We start from the raw sequence: 23,690 nt of genomic DNA on the forward strand, positions 1-23,690 counted from the left end.
GATGGGCTCCGATGACTAGCCGTAGGTCGTGCCGACGGCGGCCGCGACGATGCCGACCGACATGACGATGGCTGCGATCACGCGTAGAACGATGCGCCTCATGTCTAGACCTTTTGAAACGGGGAGATTGGTCGGCACGATCAGGCTGCCGGGTTGCGCCAGACGATGTCGCGGATCACGATCGGCTTGGGGATCAGGCCGAGCTTATGGAAGCGGTCGGCGACGCCCTGCTGGGTCGCGACGATGTCGTCGGTGACGGGACCGACCACGAAGGCCGAGCGGTTCGCCGCGATGGTCTGGATCTCCAGGGGAATGCCTGTCACCGCCGCCAGCGATTTGGCGACCTCGTCGCGGTGCTGCTCGGCCCATTTGGCCGTCGCGGTCGTCACGTCGACGATCTGTTGCAGGATGGCGCCGTGATTCCTAGCGAAGTCGCGGTTGGCGATGTAGAAGGAATTGGTCTTGGTGACCTCGCGCGCGTTGATCAGGATGCGGCCGTTCTGCCTCGTCTCGCCGATCGCAAAGTACGGATCCCAGATCGCCCAGGCCTCGATGCTGCCGTTGGCGAAGGCGGGGCCGGCGTCAGGCGGCGTCAGATAGACCGGGGTGATGTCGGCATAGGTGAGGCCCGCCTTCTCCAGCGTCTGCACCACGATGTTGTGGGCGCTGGAGCCCTTGGTGAAACCGACGCGCTTGCCCTTCAGCTCGGCGATGGCGCGGATCGGCGAATCCTTCGGCACCAGAATGCCCTGGCCGTTGGTGATGGGCTGGCCGGCGGCATAGACGATCGCGGCGCCCGCGGCCTGGGCGAACACCGGCGGGGAATCGCCGACCGCGCCGTAATCGACGCTGCCGACATTCATGGCCTCCATCATCGGCGGGCCGGAGGAGAACTCAACCCATTTCACCTCGATGCCTAAGGCTGCGAAATGTTTTTCCAGGGCGGCCTGCTGGCGCGTGATGACCAGCACGCCGTTCTTCTGATAGCCGATACGAATTTCCTTCACCGCGCCTTGCGCGCGGACGCTCGAGGCGAACGCAGCCGCAGCTGCCGTTCCAACGGAGAATTTCAGGAAGTCCCGACGCTGCATTCAACACTCCCGGCCGCATGCGGCCGTCATTCATTCACGCCAGGGAATGATGGTGCGGCTTGCCGGAGGTGTCGAGACACGCGGAAAAATAGCGATGCGAGCACTGCGCGCGTGGCAGGGCGCATGATTAATCTTTCAAGCGGCCGCGATGATGCAGGGAGAATTTTTCCGCACGCGAATGTGAGAGCCGCGGGGATTTGGTGCGACGATGCAGGGCCGGAACATAAAACGTCGAAAACAACCCCATGCACAGTAGCCGACCATAGTCGGATCAATAGCTTACGCGGCAGGCCGAGTCGTTTGACCCGTCGGGCAAGACAGGAGCATGATGGCATGATCGGCGAATGGGAGCTGTTGTGGCGCGAAGCTCCCTTCCAGCCGGCCTAGTGTAGCCATCTCGCCGGCAAATTCTGCAAGCCGCGGAACGCCCAGCCGCCGATCCGCACCGGCTCGTCATCGGCAATCTCGATCCGGCCGGCACGCGCGAACAATGTCGGCAGCGCGACGTCGGCGATCATGGCGCGCGAGGCCCAGGCACCGGCGCAGAAATGCGGGCCGGCGCCGAAGGCGACGCTCTTGCTGGTGTCGCGCCGCACGTCGAACTGGTCGGCGCGCTCGAAATGCTTCTCGTCGCGGTTGGCGGAACCGAACATCAGGAACACGCGCTCATCGAGCTCGAACGCGACGTCGCGGATCGACCACGGCTTTGCGATGCGCCGCGGCGACATGCCGATCGGCGAGATCCAGCGGGCATATTCCTCGAAGGCCTGGAGCCAGGTGACTTCACCACGCCGGACGAGGTCGAGCTGCTCGGGATGGGTCAGCAGCGCCCACACCGTGCCGGCGATCGCCTTGCGCGGCTCGTTCTGGCCGCCCGATATCGCGAGCTTTACATTTGCGCGCACGCTTTCCATCGGCATGCCCGACGCGAGGAGCACACCGAGGATGCTTTGATCGGGATTTTTGCGCATGACCGGCAGCATGTCGTCGATCGCCGCATCGATGCCCGACGTCGCGGCATGGCAGCGCGCCTCGATGGCGGGATCGCCGACATAGTTGGCGATGCCCTCGATCATGCCTTGCGACCAGGCGTCCATCTCTGCAAAGCTGATATTGGTGAGGCCGGTGATCGACTTCAGGCATTCGCCGGAGAACGGCAGCGCGAAGTCGCGCATGAAGTCGATCCGCCCCGGCTCGATCGCATCGATGATGCGGTCGGCATGGGCCTGGAACAGCGCGGTCCAATGCGCCTTGACCGTCTTCGGCGACACCGTCGGAAACATCGCACGGCGCTCGACCTGATGCGCCTCGCCGTCCTTGCGCATCATGTTGTGGCCCATCAGCCGGTTCATCAGGCCGGCGGGCTGGTGCGAGGAGAACACGTCGATCTGCTTCTCGGAGATCGAGATGTCGTCGCGGCTCGTCAGCAGCGTCGAGCCGAGCTGCGGCACGAAGGCGATCGGCGCCTCCTTGCGCATGTTCGCGAGCATCGGATAGGGGTCGGCCCAGAACGCGGCCGGGTCGATGTCGATGCGCGGCGCGGTGCTCAAAGCGGTCTCCCTGCTGTGTCCCGCCAGACTAGCGCGTTCAGGAGCTGCCGTCTGTCCCCAGCGGTTGGGACAACGTTCGTCAAGGGCCATGAAGCGACAGAGGCGACATTCCAACCGAGCGCCAGACAGCGCGCCTGGTCGCGGCGCCGGTGAAGCGTCCGAGACCGGTCGCGAGCAGCGGCTCGCACAACCGCGGGCCACCGATCATTTCGATCGCCATGGGGTCATCCGCGGTATCCAGCGCGGGACGGCGGCGCGGAACCCCTCGTACTCACTCCCAAACGTCCGCTCGAGCGTGGGTTCTTCGTACGCCACGACGAAGACGTGGAAGAAGAGCCAGAGCAGCGCGCCGTAGACGATGAGGCGCCAATCGCCCATCAGCACCGCTTGACCCAGGATGATGGCAACGACCGCGACGTATATTGGATTACGTACATAACGGTAGAGACCGGTCACCACGAGATTCCGGGTCGGCGCGATGGGCGCGGGGGTGCCGAGACCCTGCAGCGCGAAACGCGCAAATGCGTCAACGAGCCCAGGCACGCCTGCGAGAATCATTATCGCGCCGATGCCGCGCGTCAGCTCCAGACCAAGGAACGGCGGCCGGAATTGCCAACCCGTGATCGACCATGGAACGAGCCCCGCCAGCGTACATGGGGCGAGCACGAAGAAAACCGCCGAGCCCAGGACGGCAATGGTTCGTTGCACGGCGGTTCCCGACACTCGCTGCGAGCTCATTCCAAGCTCCCCGTCATGGTTTCCCATCGTCATCCGGGTGCCGACACGCTCGCCACGTTATCCCAAAAGCGGAAACCGCGCACGACTAAAGCCAGAATGCCACGGCGGCAACGAGGCACAGGGCTGAGAAGTAGTTCCGAGCGAGTTTGTCGTAGCGCGTTGCGATGCGCCTGAAGTCCTTGAGCCTGCAGTAGCAGCGCTCGATGACGTTGCGATCCTTATAGGCTTGCTTGTCGTGACGTATGCGTTTCTTCCGATTTGACCGGCCTGGGATCACCGGTTTGATGTCGTCCTTGCGCGGAGACTTGCGGAACGAGTTGCTGTCATAAGCCTTGTCACCGAGCAACTCGGCGATGCCGTCGAGCAGACTGACACATGCCGGCCCGACTGTGCAGTCGGCGGTATTGCCAGGCGTGAGGATCAAGACCCACGGGCGGCACAGCTTATCGACAAGGCCGTGAATCTTGCTGTTGCGCCCGCCCTTGGTGATGCCAATCGCCTGTTCCGACGCCCCCCTTTTCCGCCGCCAGCGCAGCGATGCGCTTTGACATGCGTGCCGTCGAGAGCCATTCGTTCCGGCGGTTCAGCAGGTTCGGCCCGCCGCCTCGAAGATACTCTGCCAAATTCCCCGCGTACTGCCCGTCGCTAAACCAAAACAAGTTCGCCCGCATCTGTTGGCCCCCGATTCGGTTGACCAACCCGTTGAATCTCAACATGGATAATTGGGTCTTAACCCTAGGTCAGCCTGCGCATGCCAGTGGAAAGGGTCTCGTGTGAACCCACCGGGGTGCAGGTCGTAAATACGAGGGCAAACCGGCTGCACTGCCAGTCCGCGCCGAGCGCGGCGCTGGTGGGTGATGTCAGGTTGACCGACAGAAATGCCGCTACGCAGGCCAACGTCACGTACGCCGCGATCAACATCGCTCTCTTGTGGGTCCTTGGTTGAGAAATCATGGCCTTGGCTCCTGTACGATGGCCGGACGATCAAGGGGCAGGCTCCACAGTCCCTTGTCGGTCCTTGTGATCTAATCCACATCCTGACCCGCACTTTTCGCTGGTGGCCCGAAGGCGTGCGCGATTGCTGGCACTGGATCCGCGCGGCAGCCGGACTCGCGCACCGGAGCAAACAGCATCTTTAGTCGATCAACCTTGTCGGCACAGGCGAGTACCGCGGGCGGAATGTCAACGCCGAGTGCCCTGGCTGTCATGGGATTGATGACCAGCTCAGACCTGGTTGGCTGCTCGACGGCCTTCGCATGCAGCTGCTGCCTGGGTTTGATCATGACCAAATGCAGCAGCGCCGCCACCACGATCATCACCAGGACGCCGCCAACACTGAGCGCGATCTGCATCGTCAGCCCCTCCGAGATGTCGAGCAGCGCCAGGTGGCTGGCCAGCGTCAGCAGAACGCCAAGGCAGTAGATTGGCAGCGAATTCCGGCCACAGAGAATGGCGCCACGCATCACCGGCGTCGTCAGCCCTCGCCAATCGCGAGGCATGAGCCATACGGCCAAAACTGCAAGGGCCAGAAAATGCAGCAGTCGCAATGGAGCGAGATTCGATTTGTCCATCGGGTAAAACAGCGTCAGGAGTGCCCGAGGGACCAACGCTTCCAGCGGTTTGACGCTCCAGCTCAATGCGATGATGAGGCTGATCAGCAGATAAAGAACCGCAGGAACAAGCACGGTGCGTGAGGTCACCCACGGTCGAACTCTCTTGCCCTCGATGATCCACCACGCGCCAAGCACAAGCGGCAGCTGCCAGGCCAGCGGATTGAAGAACCAGTGGCCGTTCGGCCATGCCGGGATGGTCCAGCCGAAGACGTGCACCAGTGCGTAAAGCAGCAGCGACGCGCCCAGCGTTGCGTTCGGCGCTCGCAGCAGCAGCCACAGCAGCGGCGCAAACAAAAGGTGATAAAGCACGAAGAGCGGCAAGATGTCGGTATTCACCGGGCGGTATTGCAGGATCGCCGCGTGCGCGAGCGTCACGCCCGGCTGATCCAACAGAATGCGCGTATTGCTCTTGTCGGCAAGAGGGCCGCCGCCTGCGAGGTGAACCACGATGGCGCAGGCGGCGGTAAGCAGTAGAAATGCGACATAAATATCCCAGCTTCGCCACAGCGTCCGGCCGATCACGCCGGTCCAGCCCCCGCTCTGCCGTGCCTTGCCGTAGGACAGCGCGCAGGTCAAACCCGAAAGAAACATGAATACTTCCGCCGCATCGCTGAAGCCGTAGTTGCGCAGCGTCAGCCAACTCCCGATGTTGTTGGGGACATGGTCAAGAAAGATCCACCAGAGCGCGATGCCGCGGCAGGCATCAATGCGCAGATCGCGGCCGCAGCCGTTCAGCTCCGGCACCGCGCCTGCGAATGGCTTCAGGGTGGCAGTTCGATCAAGCATCTGGTTCCCCGTCCGGCGTCCGAACACGTTTCAAGAGGGACCGAAACTGACGAAAAGCATCAGCCGCGCCGAACCCGGCCGCGAATTACGGCGACGCCTGGTAGAACCTCCTGGCGCGGGAGCTGTCGGGTGACGATTATCGTTCAACGGCACCGCGCGTAAATCAGCCGGAGGTCCTCACGGAGGGGTTCCTAGGTCCTATGATCAAGGTACTTACGGATATCCGCAGTCTGAATCCGCGACTCTGGTGATCCGCACTCGCTTTTTTGGCGTCCCGTGAGCTGATTACAATTACAGCATACAACGGCATTCAACTTCTATCTTGAGTGCCTAACCGTGACCCGCTGGCTGGACCAGCGATGAAGAGTGGACGGTCTCGAGGCCGGTCTTCCCGCCAGCCTCTTCCTCGCCAAAGACCCAAGGGCGGGTGTATGATTTCTCAAATTGGATCTCCGTGCCATGGGATGACGGAGAGCTTTTCATGAAAGTCCTTATTGTTGACGATCATGCATTGATACGCGAGGCGTTGTGCGCGGTCCTGAGACAGCTGAAGCGAGAGGCCGTCATATTTGAAGCTTCGAGCAGCCGTCAGGCAATGGACATAGTCGAGGAACATCCCGACATCAGCCTCATCCTGCTTGATATCAATTTGCCTGACAGAGATGGCTTCTCTGTCCTCCGCGAACTGCGAGACGGCTATCCGACCATTGCTATCATCATTCTTTCGTCCTCGAATGATCAAGACACTGTCAAGCGCGCTTTTAAACTTGGCGCGCTGGGTTTCATCCCTAAGACGACCGAACGAGAGGTCATGCTCAACGCCATTGAGTTGGTGTTCTCTGGCGGTATCTACATTCCCTCTGAAATTCTGGAGGAAGCACCGTCTCGGCGGCTTGCAAATAAACCGACGACGCCCGACTTTCTCAGGGGCCTCGGATTGACCGATCGGCAGATCGAAGTGCTTGCGCTTCTGATGAAGGGAAAAAGCAACAAGATCATTGCCAAGACGCTCAACATGGCAGTGCCGACAGTGAAAAATCACATCACGGTCGTTCTCAAGGCGCTCAGCGTAACGAGCCGCACCGAGGCAGTCATCAAAGTGGGAAAAATGGGCTGGGAATCGCCGCCGAAATCCGAGTCATGAAGCCGCCCGGGTATCCCTCCCATCGCCGTGATCCATCAAGAGCTCGTGCATGACAGCGCGGAGCCGCATCGGGTCGACAGGCTTGTGCAGCAAAATGTATCCTCTATCCTTGACCTCACGTGCTGGTTCGGGTGCCGTATCGCCGCTGATGAGAATAGCTGGAATGGATGAACCGAACGCCGCATTGATTTTTTCAATGGCTCGGATCCCGGTCTTTCCATTCGCAAGATGATAATCCGAGATGATGAGATCGGGGCGTTGTTGGCGCTCCGCAAGTCGGATAAGTGCCGCTTCGTCGGATCCGGTGGTAAGGACGGTGTATCCCCATCTGCCAAGCAATCCGCCCGTTCCCTGCTGGACAATCGGAGCATCGGCAATAACAAGAACGAGCTTGCCTTCGACTGCAAAGGCCGCGGGGTGGGGAGAGTCGACGGGCTCGGCGGATGTATCGCATTCATCGGCCATCGGAACCAGGATCGCGAATCGCGAACCTCGGCCCACGGTCGAAGCTAAGTCGATTGGATGGTTGAGAAGCAGGCGAAGCCTGTCGACAATAGCCAAGCCGAGCCCCATGCTGCCGTACCGGTTCCGGTCTCGGGCGGCCAGTTGAAAGAACTCGCCAAAGATATTCTGCTTCTGATCCTCGGGAATGCCGGGACCACTATCCCATACTTCGATGCGCAACATTTGACCGCGCCGGCGACAGCCGACAATGATCCCACCCCGCAACGTATAGCGCACAGCGTTGGATACCAAATTGAGCAGTATGCGTTCGAGGAGCATGGCGTCGCTCCGCACCCAGGCGTCACTTCGCCTGACGCGTAGACGCAAGCCTGTTTCTCGCGTTGCCTGATCAAACGTCGTCTCAATTTTTTGCAACAGGCGCGCGATCGGGAATTCAGTAATTGTGGGTATAAGGATTCCGGCATCCAGCTTGGACATATCCAGCAGCGAATTGAGCATTTCATCCATTTCCTTGCGCGTTGCATCGATCAGCTCGATCGTCCTTGTCCGTTCCCCCGATCTGAGCGGCATGCGCAGCTGGGCAATGAACAAGCCCAGTGCATGCAATGGCTGCCGCAAATCGTGGCTTGCCATGGCAAGGAAGCGCGATTTTGCTGCATTGGCGAGCTCAAGCTCCTGCGTACGCTCTGCGACCTTCCGTTCGAGTTCGACCTGCGCACGGCGCAGACGTTTCTCCCCCCTCTTGCGGACCTCGACGTCGGCGCTCAGTAACAAGCTCGGAACCGTAATGCTGATCAGGAACATCAACACCAGCAGGAATGAAACGTTGAGGTCCGTGGTCGTGAAGGGGCCGCCGCCCGTGAGCGTCCCCCAAACCGTGATGCCGGCAAGCACCAGCGCAACCGTTGCGGTGTCACGTGGACCGCGGCGCAGTGCCGCCCACAACATTGGCAGGATCGCGAGAAAACCCAGTGGATCTCTGCTCGGCGTTTGCTCGATCAGGGGACTGAAAGCAAGGAGTCCAACAGCCGCCGCTGTTGCGAGGACGCCGACCGTCTCCAAACAATCATTGCGGTTGAAAGCATGGTCGTAGCTTGATGCCCAAAGCACGACAACGGGGGCAATGACCAGCGCGCCGGTCACATCTCCCAGCCACCATGTGACCCAGGCGTTCGCGAAATTGGTCCGATCGATGTACCCGGCGGTCGCCAGGCTGGTCAGTCCAATGCTGGCGCTGATCGGCGTCGCGATCACGATGCAGATCAGAGCAAACTTCGCGACGGAGTTTGGTCTCGAAAACGTATGACGGCCGCGCGACCATCGATTGACCAGATAAGCGCCAACGACGGCCTCAAGAGTGTTGCCGGAAGCAATCGCAATTGCGGTGGCAACGGAACCGGCGGTGGTCGCATTGGCGATCACTGCTGCAATGAAAATTGCCGGCCAGGTCCGATATCCCCACAACAGCACCGCCGCCAGCGCGAGACCCGTCGGTGGCCAAATTGGCGTTGCACTGGGATGAACAGAGGCGAGAGCGAGGCCGCCTTTTGCCAGGACGAAATAGATCACTCCAATCGCGACCAGGACGCCGGCATATCTGGTGCCTTGGCGGAAATTCATCTCCGGCGTTAGCGATCGTGGATCGGACATCGTCGACGCCTGGACCAGGCAGTTGGATTGTCCATCATGGCTGACCTTTTGATCTCCCTGATAAAGATCGAAGATCGCTACTTTCCCGTTCACCAAGCGGTTGATCGACACCCCTACGTCCGATCGGTGCGACAATGCAGATGCGCTCAGACCGGATTGATCACTGCAGTGCCGACGGACGAAGAGATGGCGCGCGTTTGGTTCACGAGGGCAAACTCTCTGCCGATGCCGATCGGCATCGGCCTGGGGGCTGGAATGGGCGTGGCGGTGAATATAACGAAGACGGAGCCTTCCGGAAGAATGCTTTGGGCCTGGACATTGCCAGCCATGAGAACGGTAGCAACTAAGGACATTGACAGAACTGAATAGACATTTGCCATTGCGGCCTCCTAGAACTGCGAATTGGAGCTACAGCTCGAGGATCTAAAGTCGCACAAACCTATCGGAGCTAAGCGGCCCGTCGCTGACCCTGATAGAAACCAAGGCCGCCCCCCTACAACCGCGGCGGCCACCGCAATTGCCCTGCATCATCGCAAATCGGGTTCATTGAGGAAACTACCCATTTCGAGTTAGCGGACCTGAGAGTACCCCTTAGTTCAGGCCGCTCGGCCCCGCGAGCAGGCGCAGCACGATCGAAAACAATTCATTCTGCGAGGAGATACCCAGCCGCTCATAGGCGCGCTTGCGGTAGGTCAGCGTCGAATGCAGGCTGATGCCGAGCGCCTGCGAGATCGCCTCGGAGCTGAAGCCTTCGAGGATGCGCCGGCAAACCTCCCGCTCGCGCGGCGTGAGATCCGCGAGCGGCGCGTGCGTGGCGAACAGCGCGGCGAGAGACTGATCGGGCGTTGCGCTCCGCTGAAAATGGCGCGCGACGCTCGCCCCGATCGCAGGTGCGATCGCCTGGAGGCGTTCGCGCTGGGCGTCGCTGAAGCGGCCCTGCGCGGCGATGCGATAGAAATTGACGTAGAAGCAGGTGTCCTCGACCCAGATCGCGGTCGCGCATTTGTCGACGATGCCGGAATCGTTGAAGAAGATTTTCCGGTAGCGCGCGCCGTACATGCGCGGGGCGAAAGTCGGAAGCACGATCGACGCGCCGCCCTCGCCTTCGAACAGCGCATCGCGATTGGGATCGGATTCGTGGAACTGCCCGGCATAGGCCGCGCCGAGATCGCCGCCGATCGGGATGTTGCCGGCATCGAGCAGGCAGCGGGCAGCGCCGGCCCGGCTCAGCGCAAACACCATGCAATGGCCGACATCGGCCTGCCGGCGCAGCGTATCGATCAGCACGCTCGGAAAATCCGGCCGTCCGATGGCGAGCACCGCGGGCGTGACATCGCCAGCCGCTATATTCGAGGCCATCCCGTGGGGCCGCATCGTTATCCTCCGCCAAACGTCTTTTGGCGGAGAATATCAGCAAGGGCGGCGTGCCGGAAGCTGGCCGTTACCATGCCGCCTCCGGGTCCCGGCCCGGCGCCGTAGCGCTACGCCCCGTCGGCGGCGCGCTGCTGCGTCACTCTTCGGGAAGTCCCGACGCACATCCCGATCCAGCTGCTTGTACGTGACCGCACCGCTCGACCAGGTCCATCAGCGAAAGGGATCTTGAAGCCTGATCACCGATCATTGTTGGGGACCCATTCCTCCGCGGCTGTGTCCCAATGATGGGTATCGTCGAAGTATTTCCAGGGCGGCCGCCTCGGCTTGCTTTCGCCCTTCCGTCGATTTGCATTCAGTGCACGGAGTTGGACGGCGAGCGCCCCAACCATCATCCCCCATTCGCGCGCGTTGTATCGGGAGTTCCATTTGATTGCTGCGAGCATTGGATGCCTCCTTCAAAGCAAGAAGCTTCCGCCACGTTAGCCCGGGCCAAGAACACGGGATGTAAGCTACTTCACAGTCGGCCAACATCTTCGACATAGCCGCGGGCGATCTCTGTGTACGGCGACCGGAACCTACGTTCGCTCGATATTCGGGCGCCGGGCATAGGTCATGTTGCCGCGCGATCAAAGCGCGCGCGGCGAAACGTAGCATTGTCCCTGTGCGCGAAGGCACGTCCTTTCGACAGAGCGTATTTTATCGCTGGTGGACGCCCGCTCAGATAGAGGCCAGCGCATGCTTGAGCTTTGGAACAGCTGGTACGACACCCTAGCCTCGGTGGAGGCGCTTGCCACGGTCATCGTCATTGTCCTGGTGGCTAGCGGCGCCATTACGCTGGCGGAAACTCGGCGGCAAAAAACGCGTGCAACAAGGGATTGATCTAGGGGAGTACACGCCCTACCCCGCCGCCGCCTTCGCCGGGGCGGCGTTGATGGCGAGCTCGCCGTAGCGGTCGGTGTGCGGTCTATTCGCACACCATCACGCGCCGGTAACGTCTGTAAACGTAGTAGCAGTCACTGTCAGAGGAATAGCGCGAGCCGCCATAGGCGTAGCCGGCAGCGGCTCCGGCGTAAGCGCTGGCCGCATACGCGGCGCGATAGCCGTACCGGGCTCCACCGTAGCGGCCGTAGCCTCCGAAGCGGTTGTAGGTGACGGATGTGGCGCGAGCGGCGTTCGCCACCGCCGGGCTGCCGCGCCCGCTTCCAGCGAGAGCCCCGCGCGGTGCAGCTCCAGCACCGAGGCGGGGCGCCGGGCCGCCGAGGCCGGCATGCGGCACACCGCCAGGTCCGATCGGCGGACGAGCCGCGAAGGCCGGAGGACCTCCGGCTGCTATCGGCGGAGGCCCCGCCATGGGCGGCGGCGGCGGGAATTGCGCGGACGCCGGATTTGACGTCAACGTCACCGTTACAAGTGCCGCACCGATGGACAGCATCAGACCTGTGTTGCGAAGCATTGTACTTTCCCTTGTTAAATCTGTGGTTCGAGAACCGGCACCGGCGCGGCCGCGGAGACCGGCTCCGGCGAAATGTCGTGCGCAGGCGCTGCGGGCTCGTGCATGGATGAGTTATCGTTGTGATCGGGGTGAATGCGGAACCAGGCCACATACAGCGCCGGCAGGAACAGCAGCGTCAGCAGCGTGCCGACGATGATGCCGCCCATCATCGCGTAGGCCATCGGCCCCCAGAAGATCTCGCGCGCGATCGGAATCAGCGCGAGGCTTGCCGCGGCCGCCGTCAGCAGAATTGGCCGCATACGATGCTCGGTCGCTTCCACCACTGCGTCCCAGGCCGGTCGCCCCTCCTTCCTGAGATCCTCGATCTGCACGATCAGGATCACCGAATTTCGGACCAGGATGCCGATCAGGGCGAGCACGCCGAGGATGGCGACGAAGCCGAGCGGAGCACCGCTCGGCAGCAGCGCCATGACGACACCGATGACGGCCAGCGGCGCGACCGCGAACACCAGAAACAGGCGATGGAAGCTCTGCAGCTGGATCATCAGCACCGTGGCCATGACGAACAGCATGAGCGGAACGACGGCGACGATCGGCGCCTGGCTCTTGGCGCTCTCCTCGACGGACCCGCCGATGTGCACCGAATAGCCGGCCGGCAGCGCCTTGGTGAACTCCGCGACTTTCGGCGCGAGCTGATCCACGACGGTCTTTGGCTGCGCGTTGCCCACGATGCCGGCCTTCAACGTGATGGTCGGGATCCGCGCGCGCCGCCAGATCGTCGGCTGCTCGAGCTCGTAACGCAAATTGGCCACCGCACCGAGCGGCACGGCCTGGCCGCCGAGCGCGGTCAATTGCAGGTCGCGCAGGGTGTCGATGGAGGCACGCTCAGCCGCCGTCGCACGTCCCGTGACACTGACGAGATAGATGCTGTCGCGCACCTGGGTAATCGGCGTGCCCTCGAGCACGGAGTTCAAGGTGGAGGCAATGTCCTCCGAGGTGACGCCGAGCTGCCGCGCCTTGTCCTGGAGAACGTCCACCTTGACGACGCGGGCCGGCTCCATCCAGTCGAACACGACATTGCCGAGATCGGGGCTGCTCCGCACGATACCGGCGAGCTTCTGCGCGAGGTCTCGCACCTTCGCGATGTCGGGCCCGCTCAAGCGAAACTGCACGGGACGCCCCACCGGGGGGCCGACCTCGAGCAGCTTGACGTAGGTATCGGTGCCGGGGAACGTCTTCCTCAGGTAGTCCTCGAACTGCGCCTTGACCTGGTCGCGCGCCTTGATGCCGCCCTTGGTCACGACCACCATCTGGCCGAACCAGGTGTTGGCGGTCTGCACGTCGAAGGACAGGACGAAGCGCGGCGAGCCGGTGCCGACATAGGACGACCAGTGGTCGACCGAATTGCTGCCCTGGAGCTGTTCGCGCTCGAAGCGCGCCATCTGCGAGTTGGTATCGGCAATGGATGCGTTCTGCGGCAGATTCCAGTCGATCACGAGCTCGGCGCGATCCGAAGACGGGAAGAACTGCTGCTGCACGAAATTCATGCCGAACAGCGCCAGCAGAAAGGCCGCAACCGTAACACCGATCGTCGTCCAGCGGCGATGCATGCAGACGAGCAGGAGACGCGTGAACAACTGCGCTACGCGCCCCTTCTGCTCGTGATGGCCCTTCATCCTGGCGGGCAGGATGGTGACGCCGAGCAACGGCGTGAACAGCACCGCCACGATCCACGAGACGATCAGGGAGACGGCGATGACCACGAACAGCGTGAAGGTGAACTCGCCCGCATTGCTGCTATTGAGCCCGATCGGAATGAAGCCGGCCACGGTCACCAGCGTTCCGGTCAGCATGGGAAAGGCGGTCGAGGTGTAGACGTGCGTCGCCGCCTTTTCCAGGGGATCGCCGACCTCGAGCCGCGCGACCATCATCTCGACGGCAATCATGGCGTCATCGACCAGCAGGCCGAGCGCGATGATCAGGGCGCCAAGCGAAATTCGCTGCAACGAGATGCCGGCATAGGCCATCACGACGAAGGTGATGGCGAGAACCAGCGGAATCGCGATCGCGACGACAAGGCCGGCGCGCGTGCCCAGGCTGAGAAAGCTGATGCCGAGAACGATGATCACGGCCTCGAACAGCGCCTCGGTGAAGCCGGACACGGCATGCTCGACAACGACGGGCTGATCGGCGACGAGGTGAACGCCGACGCCGACCGGCAAGTCGGCGGTAATTCTCGACATCTCCTCCTGCAGCGCCTCGCCGAAATGCAGCAGATTCGCGCCGGACTTCATGCCGATGGCAAGCGCGATCGCCGGCTCGCCGTTGTACCTGAACAGGGTCCTGGCCGGATCGGCATAACCGCGCGTGATGGTTGCGACGTCGGTCAGGGGAAAGAAGCGATCGTTGATGCGCAGATTGACTGCCTTCAGACTTGCCTCCGACGTGAACTGGCCGTTCACGCGTACGCTGATCCGCTCGGGCCCCTCCTGGAATACGCCGGATGGGGCAACCGCATTCTGCCCCTGCAAGGAGCTCATGATCGCGTGAACGTCGAGGCCAAGGGCCGCGATCTTGCGGGTGGAGAATTCGAGATAGATCACCTCGTCCTGCGCGCCCAGGATGTCCACCTTGCCGACATCGGGCACGGTCAGGACCTTGGCACGGATGTCCTCGACATGATCGCGCAGCTGGCGCTGGCTCAGACCGTCGCTGGTGAAGGCATAGATGTTGCCGAACACGTCGCCGAAGCGATCGTTGAAGCCGGGCCCGATCACCCCTTGCGGGAAGTCGCCCTTGATATCCGCGATCATGTTGCGAACACGAATCCAGGTCGGCTTCACGTCGGCAGCCTTGGTGCTGTCGCGCAGATAGACGAAGACGGTGGTCTGACCGGCAACCGTCACACTCTTGGTGTAATCGAGCGATTCCAGCTCCTCGAGCTTCTTCTCGATCCGGTCGGTGATCTGGCGCGTCATCTCCTCGGGTGACGCACCCGGCCACTGCGCCTGGACGACCATGGTCTTGATGGTGAAGTCGGGGTCTTCCTGCCGTCCCAGCTGAAGATAGGCAAAAAGTCCCGCCGCCATGAAGGCGATCATGAAATACCAGACGAGCGAGCGGTGACCGAGCGCCCAGTCGGAGAGGTTGAACGCCTTCATGGCTGCTGATCCTGTTCGATACGGACGTGCTGTCCTTGCTTGAGACTGTGGACCCCGGCGGTGACGACGCGTGCGCCAGGAGCAAGTCCACCGGTGACGCGCGCCCCGGTTTGGCCAGCCGCCACATCGATCTTTTGCAGCGACACCGTGCTGGCGGGCTGATTGACGATCCAGACGAAATTGGCGCCATCCTTGGCGAGCAGCGCCGACGCAGGCAGCCGGAGAACCGGGCCTTGCTGCCTGCCGAGCTTTGCCGTGACGGTCGCGCCGAGCCGGAAGCTGTCGGGCGGATTGCTGAGTGCGATGCGGACCCGCCGCAGGCGCGTTGCCGGATCGGCCTGCGGCGCAATCTCGCGAACGGTGCCTTCCACTTGAACCGCCGGCAAGAGCTGCAGGCCGACCGTGAACGGCAGACCGACCTCCAGCGGCAGCGGATAGTCCGGTCCGATATCGACGACCGCTTCGCGGATATCGGGCCTTGCGATCGTCACCACGCTTTGGCCGGGGGACACCACCTGGCCGACGTCCGCACCGACTGCGGTGACCACACCGGCGAAGTCGGCCTTGATCTGCGAATAGCCGAGCTGCTCGACCGCCTTGGTCAGATTGGCCTGTTCGCGCGCAACCGTCGCTTCGGCGCCGGCACGCGCCTGCTCGGCGTTATCGAGCATCTGCTTCGTGGTTGCATCGGTGGTGATGAGCGTTCGCTGCCGTTCCTCCGTCGCGCGAGCGGTCGCGAACTGCGCCTCGGCCTTGGCAAGCTGGCCTTTGGCCGCGCGAACGGCGAGCTCAAGGGCGGTCGAGTCGATCGTGCCCACCGCCTGTCCTTCAGTCACGAGGTCACCGACGTAGACGGGACGCGTGATCAGACGTCCCAGCACGCGGAAGCCGAGATTGGTTTTGTAGCGCGGCTCGATAACGCCCACCGCAACGGCATCGTCCGCGTGGTCCGCTGCGAGAAGCAGCGACTGGACGGGCCGCACGGCCTCGGGTGCCTTCGTCTCCTGCTGGCATCCGGCAAGCGCGAGCGCGCATGCAAGCGGGCCAGCCACGATCGTTGCGCGGCCCGTCATGAGCGGTCTCCTTCATAGGTCACGGGCTGACCCACGCTCAAAAGCTTGCCGCCGTCCACGACGACGCGCTCGCCCGGATCCAGACCTGCCTTGATCAACACTTCTCCGGCCTCGTAGCCACCGACCGTCACCGGCTTCAGCGAGGCGGTCCGCGTTGCCGGATCGACGGTCCAGACCGCAGGGCTGGTGCCCGCCGCCATCAATGCGCGCCAGGGCAATGCGATCTGCGGCTCGGTCTTCACTCTCACAGTTCCCGCGACGGCGCTTCCAAGCGTCATCGCGGCAGGCGGGTCGTTGATCGCCACCTTGACCCGAATGGTCGCGCTCCTCGCGTCGACCGCCGGCGAGACCTCCCGAACCTGACCGCCTGCCGTCACGGTCGCATCCGAGATCAGCACCAACGAAACGCTGCTTCCGTCGGCAGCACCGAGGAAAATGGACTCATAAACGTCAAAGACGACGTCCCGGTCCCCGTCCTGCGCCAGTGAAAATACCGGTTGGGCAGCCTGTACGACCTGACCGGTCTCCACACTGCGTGCGGTGACGACGCCGTCGGCTTCGGCTCGCAGCGCGGTATAGCCGAGCACGTCCTTCGCGGTTCCGAGCTGCGCTCTTGCCGCTTCAAGCGCACCTTCCGTGGTTCGCAACCCTTCCTGCGCCTGGTCGTAGGCCGTGCGCGTGGTGAAGCCGCTCGCGATCAGCGCCGTCTGCCGATCGAAAGTCGCCTTTGCCACACGCAGCTGGGATTCTGCGGCGAGAACGGCGGCGGTGGCGGCATCGACATCGGCCTCCTGCTCGGCCGGGTCGAGAATGGCCAGCACTTCGCCGGCCTTCACGTGGGTCCCGACATCGACATAGCGCGCGAGGACGCGCCCGCTGACGCGGAACGACAGATCCGCCCGAAAGCGGGCCTGCACCTCACCGGTCAGGGTAAGCGAGGATTGCCGATCTCTCGGCTGCACGATTTCCGTGCGCACGACAGCGGCGCGCGCGGAAGGACTGGCAGCGTGATCGTCGCAGCCGCCAAGCGCGGCAGCAACAAGTGCGAGGGCCAGGCCACCGAGAGGCCTCAGCAAGCGCTCGGTTCGACCCATTTTGGAGAGGTTCGAATAACGCGGGTTCATAGCGCGTCCGTACGGTGAGAGGGTGACAGTAGATTGCCCAGGACGTCCGGGCCCGTGGTCAGCGTGGCCCGTTCGTTCGGGCGCGCTCGCAGTGAATCTGGATCCGCGCGCATCGCGGCCGGACGCTCGATCTGATCCGGGAGGCCGGCGCCCGAGCCGGGCGTCACGGACGCGTTGGTCTTCAGCCGGCGCGGCCGCCTCATGCGGCGCGCCGCCATCGACCAGCTTGCCTGCCGCTCCCGCTCGCTCAGGTGAAACGCGACCACGACGGATGTGAACTCGGCAGCGAAGCCGTGCTCGATCCGTCCGCCGAGCCCTTTCGCAAGGTCATTGCTGATCTCGAACTCCCGGCCCAAGGCCCGCGCCGGCCGCGAGCCGTTGTCCAGCACCACGCAGTTCGCGACCGAGCCGATGCGCGACAGCTTGACCTTGATCTCGCCGGAGCGCGCGTCGAAGTACGCATGCTTCGCTGCGTTGACGATGAGGTCGTGGACGATCAGGCCAAGCCGTCCGCACCGCTCGGGCTGAAGCGGGAGAGACTCGGTGGTGAGCGTCAGCCGGATCCCCATTCGATCCAGAAAGGATTGGCGCATGGCGCAGCCCAGTCGGCGAATGTAAGTCGCGGCATCGTTGAGGACATCGCCGTCCGGCATGGCCAGCGCCCGATGCAGCTCCGCATGTCCGTGCATCAGCTCCACGACGTCGCTCAGGGCGGCCTTTGCTTCCGCTCCGTCGGCGCGGATGACCGCCGCCGAGACCAGATCGATCGCCGAGGCGATCCCCTTATCGACCCTGTGATGCAACTCGCGCAGCAGGATGCCGTGTTGTGGGCGGTCCGGGTCGGGGCACGACATATTCGCTCTCTCCTGAGGTCGACCGGACGGTCGCAAGGCCAATGCACACAGGTTTGCGGCTTCGACTGTCCGGGAGTGCCGCCGCGGGTCCTGATGGACGTCGCGGCGATTAAATAAACTATACCGTATATTTTCTTTTTGTTGCCTTTTCCGGCCCGCCATGTCAAGTGCGATCTGCGCGCGCACAGACTCGTGACTGGAGGATCGACGGATGACCAAGAAGAGCACCCCGAAACGGGGCAGACCGACCAAAGACCTTGCCGGCGACGTCCAGGTCCGGATCCTTGACGCAGCCCAGCAGCTTTTTCTCGAGAAGGGCTATCGCAGTGCCAGCATCGACGACATTTCCGAGCTGGCGCCGGCGAGCAAGCCAACCATCTACGCGCACTTCCCCGGCAAGGAGGCGCTGTTCGCGGCGGTGGTGGCCCGCACCATCAGCAGGCTGACGGATTTCGAAGGCGTCGAGCCCGAGGGCCGCACCCTTCATGACAAGCTCTCGAACCTCGGCACCACCATCGTGGAAAAGCTCATCGAGGAATCGTTGGGCATGGTTCGCGCCACGATTGCTGAAGCGCAGCGTTTTCCCGAGTTGAGCCGCAACGTCCACGACGCCGCGCGCGATCGCTCCGTCAACGCCGTTTCCCAACTCTTGAATGAAGCGACGCAGAAGCTGGCGCGCGCTCCAAAGGGGCCCTTCAGCGGCAAGCGAAGCCTTGCCACCGCTCAGATCTTCCTGGATCTGATCCTGCTGCCGATGCTGTTTCGGTCGCTGGTCGGGGAAACACCGAAGGAGCTGAGACGGGAGCTGCCGTCCTTCATGCGCGAACGCGTCGGCTTCTTCCTTGCGGCCTGTGAGGCAGACTGGACGCCGTGAGCCAATCGAGCGTCGGGTTTAGCAGGCGGATTTGTAGCGCATACTGGCCTGAACGTCGATGAGTTGATGGGACGCCGGGCCAGCGAACGCTGGGTTGCCAAGCGCCCCCGCGCAAAAGCGCATCATCTCGTCGAACGTTGGCCGAAGGGCGGTCGCCTTGACACGGGAGGGGTTGAGGTAAGCATCCATCGCGTCCAGCAGGCAGCAGGCGAGCGCCATCGGGCTCCCGCCGCGGAACTCCCCGCTCACCTGCCCCGACGCGATGATCGACCGCACCACACCACGAAGCCGATCCGCATGAGACAGGCTGGCCAGCCAGTTCGCCTGTCCTGCGGCCACCACCAGTTCGTGCAAGCGGACATCGTTTGCCAGCCGATCTTCATGCAGCCGGGAGATCGCGCCAAACGTTGCATTCAGGCGCTCCAGGCCCGAGCGGCCGCTTCGCGCTGCACTTGCGGCCGCCGCCGACACCTCGTCGAGCAGCTCCGTCACGACGGCCTCCTCGAGCGCCCGGCGGGAGGGATAGAACCGGTAGAGATTTGCGGGGGACATTGAAGCGTCGCGAGCGACGTCGGCAACCGTGGTTTTCCGGTACCCGATCTCCCGGTACAAGCAGATTGCAGCCTGCACGATTCGTTCACGCGTGCAGGACAATCCAGCCTGGCGGGTCGTCTGCGCCTTCAGCATGCTCGGCCTCAACGCAACGGAATCGCGTGCATCTCACGCCGGCAGGCTTCGCCGAATTCACGCAACGGATCCATCTCCTCCAGGAAGCCCGGCAGGTCGACGAACGGGGTGTTCGGTGCAAGGTAGGTCTCGATGATCAGCCGGCCAGCCCGCTCTGCGGCATGGACCACCTCATCCTCGGACAGAATCCGCATGCGCCCGATAAGCGCATACAAGTTCACCAATGCCGGGATCTCGGATTTGTCGCTGGTGAGCGCGTCCGCGTAAAGTCGGGACGCCTCCTCAATGAAGCTGCGATAGAGCTTCTCGCGCTTCGACACCGCGTGCGCCTGATGGCGCTCGCGGAGTCTGCGGCGCCGGGACATCCATCCCGTCACGATCGTGGAAATCGCTCCGAAGGCCGAGCCTCCGAACGCGGCGAAAGCAGGCGCATATATCGTATTCATACGATCGTTCCTCATTCCTTGCGCCGCGCTATCGGTGCGACCCGACGGTCCTGACCGAAGCCGCAGCGGCTGCATGGTCGAACACGGCTCTGCAGGCTTCGCTCAGGTCCGACTTTCTTTGCCTGAGACAAGCTTCCACATTGGTGGGATCGGGGATGTAGCCGGCGCACAGGCGAAACGCGTCAGACGTGCACGCCGCTCTCTGCTCAGCCGTGCCGCGGTCCTCCTGCGCGAACGCAGCGGCGCCCGACGCAACGAGCACCAGGAGTGCGAGCACCAACCGGTTCTTGAACATATCGAATCCTTTCTCAAGTTGAGGCATCTGCTTTCAAAGGGAACCTTGGCCTCACTCCGAAGTCCCCTCGCCCGACCAGGACGAACACGGGCTTGTGAGTCTCGGCTCTTGACACATCCCGCGATCCGCGCTGTATATGAAATATACGGTGTAGTTTATTTAGGAGACCGAAGATGTCAAGCCTGTTCCTGGCGCTCGTGCGGGAAAATCCCTGGCCCGGGATTGCCGTCGCCTCGCTCAATCTGATGGTGGCCGTGTCGCTCGTGGGCGTGAGCCTGCTGCTGGGTCTCACCATTTCGGTGCTCGCCTGGGTGCACGCGCTCGCCGTCGGCGAACCCGCGCCGGTGCGGCATGCGGCCAGCCGGAGGGGCCGCGCATGACGTCAGGGCTGTTGCTTGCTCGCGATTGCATCATCTGCTGGGTCACGGTGGGGCTCGCGCCGGTCGAGTCCATCTTCGACGCGATCGAATCCGAACTCGTCCGCAGAGGCGTCGCGCTTGAAGGCGTCGAGCCCCCTTCCCCGCCCGCCGCGTGAGCATCCTGGACGTTCGACATGCTCAACTTCATCGAAGTGTTCGACGTCATGGACGTGGAGCCGGCCACCGGCTCTTCGGTCTGGAGCGGACGCACCGGCACGCGAGCGGCCCTCAAGCGCGACGGGCACGTGATCGACCCGAAGGCGATGGCCTACTGCCCGATCGAATGGCTCGACGAGCGCGGCTATCTCGACGCCGAACGCGCGTGCCGGCACCCGCGGCCCACGAGCTTCTGAAAACGAGACGGAATCATTTCATGTCTGGGAACAGGCCGTGAGCAGGAAGTCTGTCCTTTCGCGACGTGCGAGCGCCGCCGTCGAGCCCGAGATGCCCCTGCGGGCGTATTTTCTCTCCGCTGGAGGGGCGCTGCTCCTGCTGCTTCTGGCGGCCGACTGGGGGTTGCCCGCACCTTCGCCGAGCCGGCTCACGGAGCAGCATTCTGCGTTGCCGCCGATCCGGATCCACTCGGAGCGGAGGGGACCCGAAGCGGCCGTCATCGACACCAACGGGTTCGGACTGCGTCCCGCGCCCGCCGAGCACGATATCGCCCAGGCTCCACCGCAGTTGCCCGAAACTGAAGTCGGCGGCGCCGTTGTGCGCGACGATGACGGTAACGCGGCGGCGGCCGATCTACGCGTTCGCGAGAGCCTGGCCCAGTTACAGCCCGCCCTTCATGACCAAGCAGGGCGGGGGAGCCCGCATCGGATCGCGGCGCGACGGCACAAGCTCGCTCCGGCGCGGCCTCGAAAGTTGTGGCGATCGGCTCGGCATCCGGGCTTCCAGATCAGCCGGTACGCCTTCGTGCCGAACTAGACCACCGATCATGAAGAACACCACAGGATTATGCGCGATGCCAAAGAAGCAGCTGTTTGCCCTCATCGTTTGTTCCGCGGCCCTCGCCGGCACCGGTGCTCTGGCCGGCGTCACGCAGGTCCCTACCGACGCCGAACAGCAAAGCGCGACCGCGCAGGGCAACGTCGAGGAGGCGGCCATTCGCCGCGTGTTGGAGCAGTTCCACACCACGAAGGTCCCGATCGGACAGGCCATGGCGATTGCGGAGGGTCTGCACGATGGGTCGAGGACCGCAGACATCAGCTTCGAGATATCCGGTCCGCCGGTCTACCGCGTGCGCACGATCAAGAACGAGCGGGTCTTTGAGAATGTCATAGATGCGAACACCGGAAGGGTATCGCAAAGGGAGATCGCGTCATCGCTCAAGGAGCTCGATCGCGCGGATCTCGCCAACATCATAGCCCTGAAGTGGATCAAGCAGGAGTTGTCGGACGCGGTGCGGGTCGCGGAAAGCGCGGCGGACGGACAGGCGCTCGCTGGCGGGTTGATGAAACAGGATGGCAAGCTCAACTTCGTGGTCGTCATCGCTACCGGCGATCACCTGAAGGAAGTGATGCTCGAGCCACCCAAGGTCGGACAGCGGTCAACTCAGCGCTAGCCACGAACGTGACAGCGCGCCACTGAAGCACGATCTCGTGAGTTGCACATTAACGCGCAATATATACACTATACCGTATAGTTTGTTTTAGCGAACGGTCATCGCGGCTTCCGCAACGCCGGCTCGATCATCCCACACCCGAGAGCAAGACCAGTCATGAATTTCCAGCCCCGATCACACCTGCCGGCCACCCAACGGCGGCTGCCATTCGATTGCATAGCCCTGCTGTTGCAAGGCGGCGGCGCTCTCGGCGCCTACCAGGCAGGGGTGTACGAGGCGCTGGCGGAAGCTGGCATCCACCCCGATTGGGTTGCCGGCATTTCCATCGGCGCGATCAATGCCGCGATCATCGCGGGCAACCCGGCCGAGTCACGTGTTGATCGGCTGCGCGATTTCTGGACGCAGGTAACTTCGACTGCACCTTGGGACTGGACCGGAAACCCGTTTCTCGATGCGCGCAACGAGAATGCGCGCAATATCCTCAACCAGATGAGCGCGGGCCTTGCCGCGGCATGCGGCGCAAACGGGTTCTTCTCCGCGCGCCCCCTCCTGCCATGGCTCCACGCCGGCGGCACGACCGAAGCAACCAGCTTCTACGACACCGGCGCGTTGAAGAGCACGCTGGAGCGCCTGATTGACTTCGATCGCATCAACGCGGGGATGACGCGGTTCAGTGCAGGAGCAGTCAACGTGAGAACGGGCAATTTCGTCTATTTCGACAACAGCACCCACACGATTCGCCCAGAGCACATCATGGCAAGCGGCGCGCTGCCACCGGGCTTTCCCGCCGTGGAGATCGAGGGCGAGCATTACTGGGACGGCGGCCTTGTCTCCAATACGCCGCTGCAATGGGTGATCGATGGGGGTGTGCCGCAGGACATGTTGGCGTTTCAGGTCGATCTCTGGAGCGCGAAGGGGCAGCTTCCGGGCAATCTGCCCGAGGTCGTCACGCGTCAGAAGGAAATTCAATATTCCAGTCGCACGCGCGCGAGCACCGACCAGTTCAAGCACGTGCAGCGCCTGCGACGTGCGCTCACGACGCTCCTGGACCGGATTCCCGAAGAACTCAGGGAGCACGAGGATGTGAAGCTCCTGAACACCGCGGTGTCTCCCAACGTCTACAACATCGTTCACCTGATCTATCGGGCGCGCAACCACGAAGGCCACTCCAAGGACTACGAGTTCTCCCGCCTTTCGATGCAAGACCATTGGCGCGCCGGCTACCACGATGCGCTTCGCACCTTGCGTCATCCCGAGGTGCTCGCACGCCCGGTCACCCCGGACGGAGTTTTCACATTCGATCTAGAGCACGATGGCCGTGAATAG

27 protein-coding genes are annotated in these 23,690 nt (G+C 62.9%); 9 read left to right on the top strand and 18 right to left on the bottom strand.

The features are described 5' to 3' along the window. Positions 1–15: 15 nt before the first annotated feature. The 6 genes from EI171_RS46510 to opgC form a co-directional block, all read right to left on the bottom strand. Positions 16–138 (bottom strand): hypothetical protein, encoded by a 123-nt coding sequence (locus tag EI171_RS46510; RefSeq protein WP_256380408.1) that lies wholly within the window; start codon positions 136–138, stop codon positions 16–18. A gap of 2 nt (positions 139–140) precedes the next feature. Next, complete coding sequence (locus tag EI171_RS39980) at positions 141–1,091, bottom strand: sulfonate ABC transporter substrate-binding protein (RefSeq protein WP_161536490.1); 951 nt, start codon at positions 1,089–1,091, stop codon at positions 141–143. Positions 1,092–1,474: 383 nt separating this feature from the next. Next, positions 1,475–2,641: a cytochrome P450 gene (locus EI171_RS39985; protein WP_161536491.1), complete on the bottom strand. Its 1,167-nt coding sequence runs from the start codon at positions 2,639–2,641 to the stop codon at positions 1,475–1,477. A gap of 204 nt (positions 2,642–2,845) precedes the next feature. Further along, positions 2,846–3,379: an isoprenylcysteine carboxylmethyltransferase family protein gene (locus EI171_RS39990; RefSeq protein ID WP_202633068.1), complete on the bottom strand. Its 534-nt coding sequence runs from the start codon at positions 3,377–3,379 to the stop codon at positions 2,846–2,848. A gap of 85 nt (positions 3,380–3,464) precedes the next feature. Then, the gene (locus tag EI171_RS39995) at positions 3,465–3,914 is read right to left on the bottom strand and encodes an IS5 family transposase (protein ID WP_161537172.1); all 450 of its coding nucleotides are present in this window, start codon (positions 3,912–3,914) and stop codon (positions 3,465–3,467) included. 490 nt (positions 3,915–4,404) lie between these two features. Continuing rightward, positions 4,405–5,778 carry an OpgC domain-containing protein gene (gene opgC / locus EI171_RS40000; protein WP_202633069.1) on the bottom strand — a complete coding sequence of 458 codons (1,374 nt, stop codon included), beginning with the start codon at positions 5,776–5,778 and terminating at the stop codon, positions 4,405–4,407. A gap of 481 nt (positions 5,779–6,259) precedes the next feature. Between opgC and EI171_RS40005 the strand changes: the two genes are divergently transcribed. After that, complete coding sequence (locus tag EI171_RS40005; protein WP_161536493.1) at positions 6,260–6,922, top strand: response regulator transcription factor; 663 nt, start codon at positions 6,260–6,262, stop codon at positions 6,920–6,922. Here EI171_RS40005 and EI171_RS40010 read toward each other — a convergent pair. The 4 genes from EI171_RS40010 to EI171_RS40025 form a co-directional block, all read right to left on the bottom strand. Continuing rightward, positions 6,917–9,148, bottom strand: a complete 2,232-nt coding sequence (locus tag EI171_RS40010; protein WP_161536494.1) for an MASE1 domain-containing protein — start codon at positions 9,146–9,148, stop codon at positions 6,917–6,919. The two genes, EI171_RS40005 and EI171_RS40010, sit on opposite strands and share 6 nt — an antisense overlap. 35 nt (positions 9,149–9,183) lie before the next feature. Then, positions 9,184–9,417 carry a hypothetical protein gene (locus tag EI171_RS40015; protein WP_039187257.1) on the bottom strand — a complete coding sequence of 78 codons (234 nt, stop codon included), beginning with the start codon at positions 9,415–9,417 and terminating at the stop codon, positions 9,184–9,186. 211 nt (positions 9,418–9,628) lie between these two features. Then, on the bottom strand, positions 9,629–10,411 hold the full coding sequence (locus tag EI171_RS40020; protein WP_161536495.1) for a LuxR C-terminal-related transcriptional regulator: 783 nt from the start codon (positions 10,409–10,411) through the stop codon (positions 9,629–9,631). 236 nt (positions 10,412–10,647) lie between these two features. Continuing rightward, a complete protein-coding gene (locus tag EI171_RS40025) occupies positions 10,648–10,854 on the bottom strand; it encodes a hypothetical protein (RefSeq protein ID WP_060910315.1) in 207 nt (68 codons plus the stop codon). A gap of 292 nt (positions 10,855–11,146) precedes the next feature. On the opposite strand from EI171_RS40025, the gene EI171_RS40030 reads away from it, so the two are divergent. Beyond that, positions 11,147–11,290: a hypothetical protein gene (locus EI171_RS40030; protein ID WP_156149870.1), complete on the top strand. Its 144-nt coding sequence runs from the start codon at positions 11,147–11,149 to the stop codon at positions 11,288–11,290. 85 nt (positions 11,291–11,375) lie between these two features. Here EI171_RS40030 and EI171_RS40035 read toward each other — a convergent pair whose 3' ends face one another. Genes EI171_RS40035 through EI171_RS40055 form a run of 5 tightly spaced genes read right to left on the bottom strand, consistent with a single transcriptional unit; the run spans position 11,376 to position 18,076 of the window. Continuing rightward, positions 11,376–11,864, bottom strand: coding sequence for a hypothetical protein (locus EI171_RS40035; protein WP_053815152.1), 489 nt, complete (start codon positions 11,862–11,864; stop codon positions 11,376–11,378). A 14-nt stretch (positions 11,865–11,878) separates the two neighbouring features. Further along, entirely contained in the window at positions 11,879–15,025 is a 3,147-nt protein-coding gene (locus EI171_RS40040; RefSeq protein WP_161536496.1) for an efflux RND transporter permease subunit, read from the bottom strand. Then, on the bottom strand, positions 15,022–16,098 hold the full coding sequence (locus EI171_RS40045) for an efflux RND transporter periplasmic adaptor subunit (protein WP_161536497.1): 1,077 nt from the start codon (positions 16,096–16,098) through the stop codon (positions 15,022–15,024). The genes EI171_RS40040 and EI171_RS40045 overlap by 4 nt, the downstream gene beginning before the upstream one ends. After that, on the bottom strand, positions 16,095–17,222 hold the full coding sequence (locus tag EI171_RS40050; RefSeq protein ID WP_161536498.1) for an efflux RND transporter periplasmic adaptor subunit: 1,128 nt from the start codon (positions 17,220–17,222) through the stop codon (positions 16,095–16,097). Before EI171_RS40050 ends, EI171_RS40045 begins: the two co-directional genes overlap by 4 nt. After that, entirely contained in the window at positions 17,219–18,076 is an 858-nt protein-coding gene (locus EI171_RS40055) for a sensor histidine kinase (RefSeq protein ID WP_161536499.1), read from the bottom strand. Before EI171_RS40055 ends, EI171_RS40050 begins: the two co-directional genes overlap by 4 nt. 211 nt (positions 18,077–18,287) lie before the next feature. On the opposite strand from EI171_RS40055, the gene EI171_RS40060 reads away from it, so the two are divergent. Further along, the gene (locus EI171_RS40060) at positions 18,288–18,950 is read left to right on the top strand and encodes a TetR/AcrR family transcriptional regulator (protein WP_011089760.1); all 663 of its coding nucleotides are present in this window, start codon (positions 18,288–18,290) and stop codon (positions 18,948–18,950) included. Between the two features lie 18 nt (positions 18,951–18,968). Here the strand turns inward: EI171_RS40060 and EI171_RS40065 are convergent, their stop codons facing one another. From EI171_RS40065 to EI171_RS40075, 3 genes are read right to left on the bottom strand one after another with little or no spacing between them, the layout of a single operon-like run. Next, a complete protein-coding gene (locus EI171_RS40065; protein ID WP_028173098.1) occupies positions 18,969–19,637 on the bottom strand; it encodes a TetR/AcrR family transcriptional regulator in 669 nt (222 codons plus the stop codon). Positions 19,638–19,645: 8 nt separating this feature from the next. Continuing rightward, on the bottom strand, positions 19,646–20,098 hold the full coding sequence (locus EI171_RS40070; RefSeq protein ID WP_246740394.1) for a hypothetical protein: 453 nt from the start codon (positions 20,096–20,098) through the stop codon (positions 19,646–19,648). 13 nt (positions 20,099–20,111) lie between these two features. Next, entirely contained in the window at positions 20,112–20,378 is a 267-nt protein-coding gene (locus EI171_RS40075; protein WP_039187265.1) for a hypothetical protein, read from the bottom strand. A 173-nt stretch (positions 20,379–20,551) separates the two neighbouring features. Between EI171_RS40075 and EI171_RS40080 the strand changes: the two genes are divergently transcribed. The 6 genes from EI171_RS40080 (at position 20,552) to EI171_RS40100 (ending at position 23,690) form a co-directional block, all read left to right on the top strand. Continuing rightward, the gene (locus tag EI171_RS40080) at positions 20,552–20,758 is read left to right on the top strand and encodes a hypothetical protein (protein WP_028173097.1); all 207 of its coding nucleotides are present in this window, start codon (positions 20,552–20,554) and stop codon (positions 20,756–20,758) included. Then, positions 20,755–20,913 (top strand): hypothetical protein, encoded by a 159-nt coding sequence (locus EI171_RS45150; protein ID WP_202633070.1) that lies wholly within the window; start codon positions 20,755–20,757, stop codon positions 20,911–20,913. The genes EI171_RS40080 and EI171_RS45150 overlap by 4 nt, the downstream gene beginning before the upstream one ends. Before the next feature lie 18 nt (positions 20,914–20,931). Further along, positions 20,932–21,150: a hypothetical protein gene (locus EI171_RS40085; RefSeq protein WP_028173096.1), complete on the top strand. Its 219-nt coding sequence runs from the start codon at positions 20,932–20,934 to the stop codon at positions 21,148–21,150. Between the two features lie 37 nt (positions 21,151–21,187). Beyond that, complete coding sequence (locus tag EI171_RS40090; protein ID WP_161536500.1) at positions 21,188–21,727, top strand: hypothetical protein; 540 nt, start codon at positions 21,188–21,190, stop codon at positions 21,725–21,727. 37 nt (positions 21,728–21,764) lie between these two features. Continuing rightward, complete coding sequence (locus EI171_RS40095) at positions 21,765–22,364, top strand: PepSY domain-containing protein (protein WP_060910308.1); 600 nt, start codon at positions 21,765–21,767, stop codon at positions 22,362–22,364. Positions 22,365–22,520: 156 nt separating this feature from the next. Next, entirely contained in the window at positions 22,521–23,690 is a 1,170-nt protein-coding gene (locus EI171_RS40100) for a DUF3734 domain-containing protein (RefSeq protein WP_161536501.1), read from the top strand.

The sequence above is a fragment of the Bradyrhizobium sp. LCT2 genome (assembly GCF_009931255.1).
GTDB lineage: Bacteria > Pseudomonadota > Alphaproteobacteria > Rhizobiales > Xanthobacteraceae > Bradyrhizobium > Bradyrhizobium diazoefficiens.

What these genes read in the sequence shown, in the direction of transcription:
- EI171_RS40085 (WP_028173096.1), top strand. Translation starts at nt 20,932, where the DNA reads ATGCTCAACTTCATCGAAGTGTTCGACGTCATGGACGTGGAGCCGGCC.
- EI171_RS40005 (WP_161536493.1), top strand. Translation starts at nt 6,260, where the DNA reads ATGAAAGTCCTTATTGTTGACGATCATGCATTGATACGCGAGGCGTTG.
- EI171_RS40060 (WP_011089760.1), top strand. Translation starts at nt 18,288, where the DNA reads ATGACCAAGAAGAGCACCCCGAAACGGGGCAGACCGACCAAAGACCTT.
- EI171_RS40030 (WP_156149870.1), top strand. Translation starts at nt 11,147, where the DNA reads ATGCTTGAGCTTTGGAACAGCTGGTACGACACCCTAGCCTCGGTGGAG.
- EI171_RS40020 (WP_161536495.1), bottom strand. Translation starts at nt 10,411, where the DNA reads ATGCGGCCCCACGGGATGGCCTCGAATATAGCGGCTGGCGATGTCACG.
- EI171_RS40025 (WP_060910315.1), bottom strand. Translation starts at nt 10,854, where the DNA reads ATGCTCGCAGCAATCAAATGGAACTCCCGATACAACGCGCGCGAATGG.
- EI171_RS40055 (WP_161536499.1), bottom strand. Translation starts at nt 18,076, where the DNA reads ATGTCGTGCCCCGACCCGGACCGCCCACAACACGGCATCCTGCTGCGC.
- EI171_RS40045 (WP_161536497.1), bottom strand. Translation starts at nt 16,098, where the DNA reads ATGACGGGCCGCGCAACGATCGTGGCTGGCCCGCTTGCATGCGCGCTC.
- EI171_RS40095 (WP_060910308.1), top strand. Translation starts at nt 21,765, where the DNA reads ATGCCAAAGAAGCAGCTGTTTGCCCTCATCGTTTGTTCCGCGGCCCTC.
- EI171_RS40050 (WP_161536498.1), bottom strand. Translation starts at nt 17,222, where the DNA reads ATGAACCCGCGTTATTCGAACCTCTCCAAAATGGGTCGAACCGAGCGC.
- EI171_RS40075 (WP_039187265.1), bottom strand. Translation starts at nt 20,378, where the DNA reads ATGTTCAAGAACCGGTTGGTGCTCGCACTCCTGGTGCTCGTTGCGTCG.
- EI171_RS40080 (WP_028173097.1), top strand. Translation starts at nt 20,552, where the DNA reads ATGTCAAGCCTGTTCCTGGCGCTCGTGCGGGAAAATCCCTGGCCCGGG.
- EI171_RS40035 (WP_053815152.1), bottom strand. Translation starts at nt 11,864, where the DNA reads ATGCTTCGCAACACAGGTCTGATGCTGTCCATCGGTGCGGCACTTGTA.
- EI171_RS39990 (WP_202633068.1), bottom strand. Translation starts at nt 3,379, where the DNA reads ATGAGCTCGCAGCGAGTGTCGGGAACCGCCGTGCAACGAACCATTGCC.
- EI171_RS39980 (WP_161536490.1), bottom strand. Translation starts at nt 1,091, where the DNA reads ATGCAGCGTCGGGACTTCCTGAAATTCTCCGTTGGAACGGCAGCTGCG.
- EI171_RS40040 (WP_161536496.1), bottom strand. Translation starts at nt 15,025, where the DNA reads ATGAAGGCGTTCAACCTCTCCGACTGGGCGCTCGGTCACCGCTCGCTC.
- EI171_RS45150 (WP_202633070.1), top strand. Translation starts at nt 20,755, where the DNA reads ATGACGTCAGGGCTGTTGCTTGCTCGCGATTGCATCATCTGCTGGGTC.
- EI171_RS40065 (WP_028173098.1), bottom strand. Translation starts at nt 19,637, where the DNA reads ATGCTGAAGGCGCAGACGACCCGCCAGGCTGGATTGTCCTGCACGCGT.
- opgC (WP_202633069.1), bottom strand. Translation starts at nt 5,778, where the DNA reads ATGCTTGATCGAACTGCCACCCTGAAGCCATTCGCAGGCGCGGTGCCG.
- EI171_RS40015 (WP_039187257.1), bottom strand. Translation starts at nt 9,417, where the DNA reads ATGGCAAATGTCTATTCAGTTCTGTCAATGTCCTTAGTTGCTACCGTT.
- EI171_RS40100 (WP_161536501.1), top strand. Translation starts at nt 22,521, where the DNA reads ATGAATTTCCAGCCCCGATCACACCTGCCGGCCACCCAACGGCGGCTG.
- EI171_RS40070 (WP_246740394.1), bottom strand. Translation starts at nt 20,098, where the DNA reads ATGAGGAACGATCGTATGAATACGATATATGCGCCTGCTTTCGCCGCG.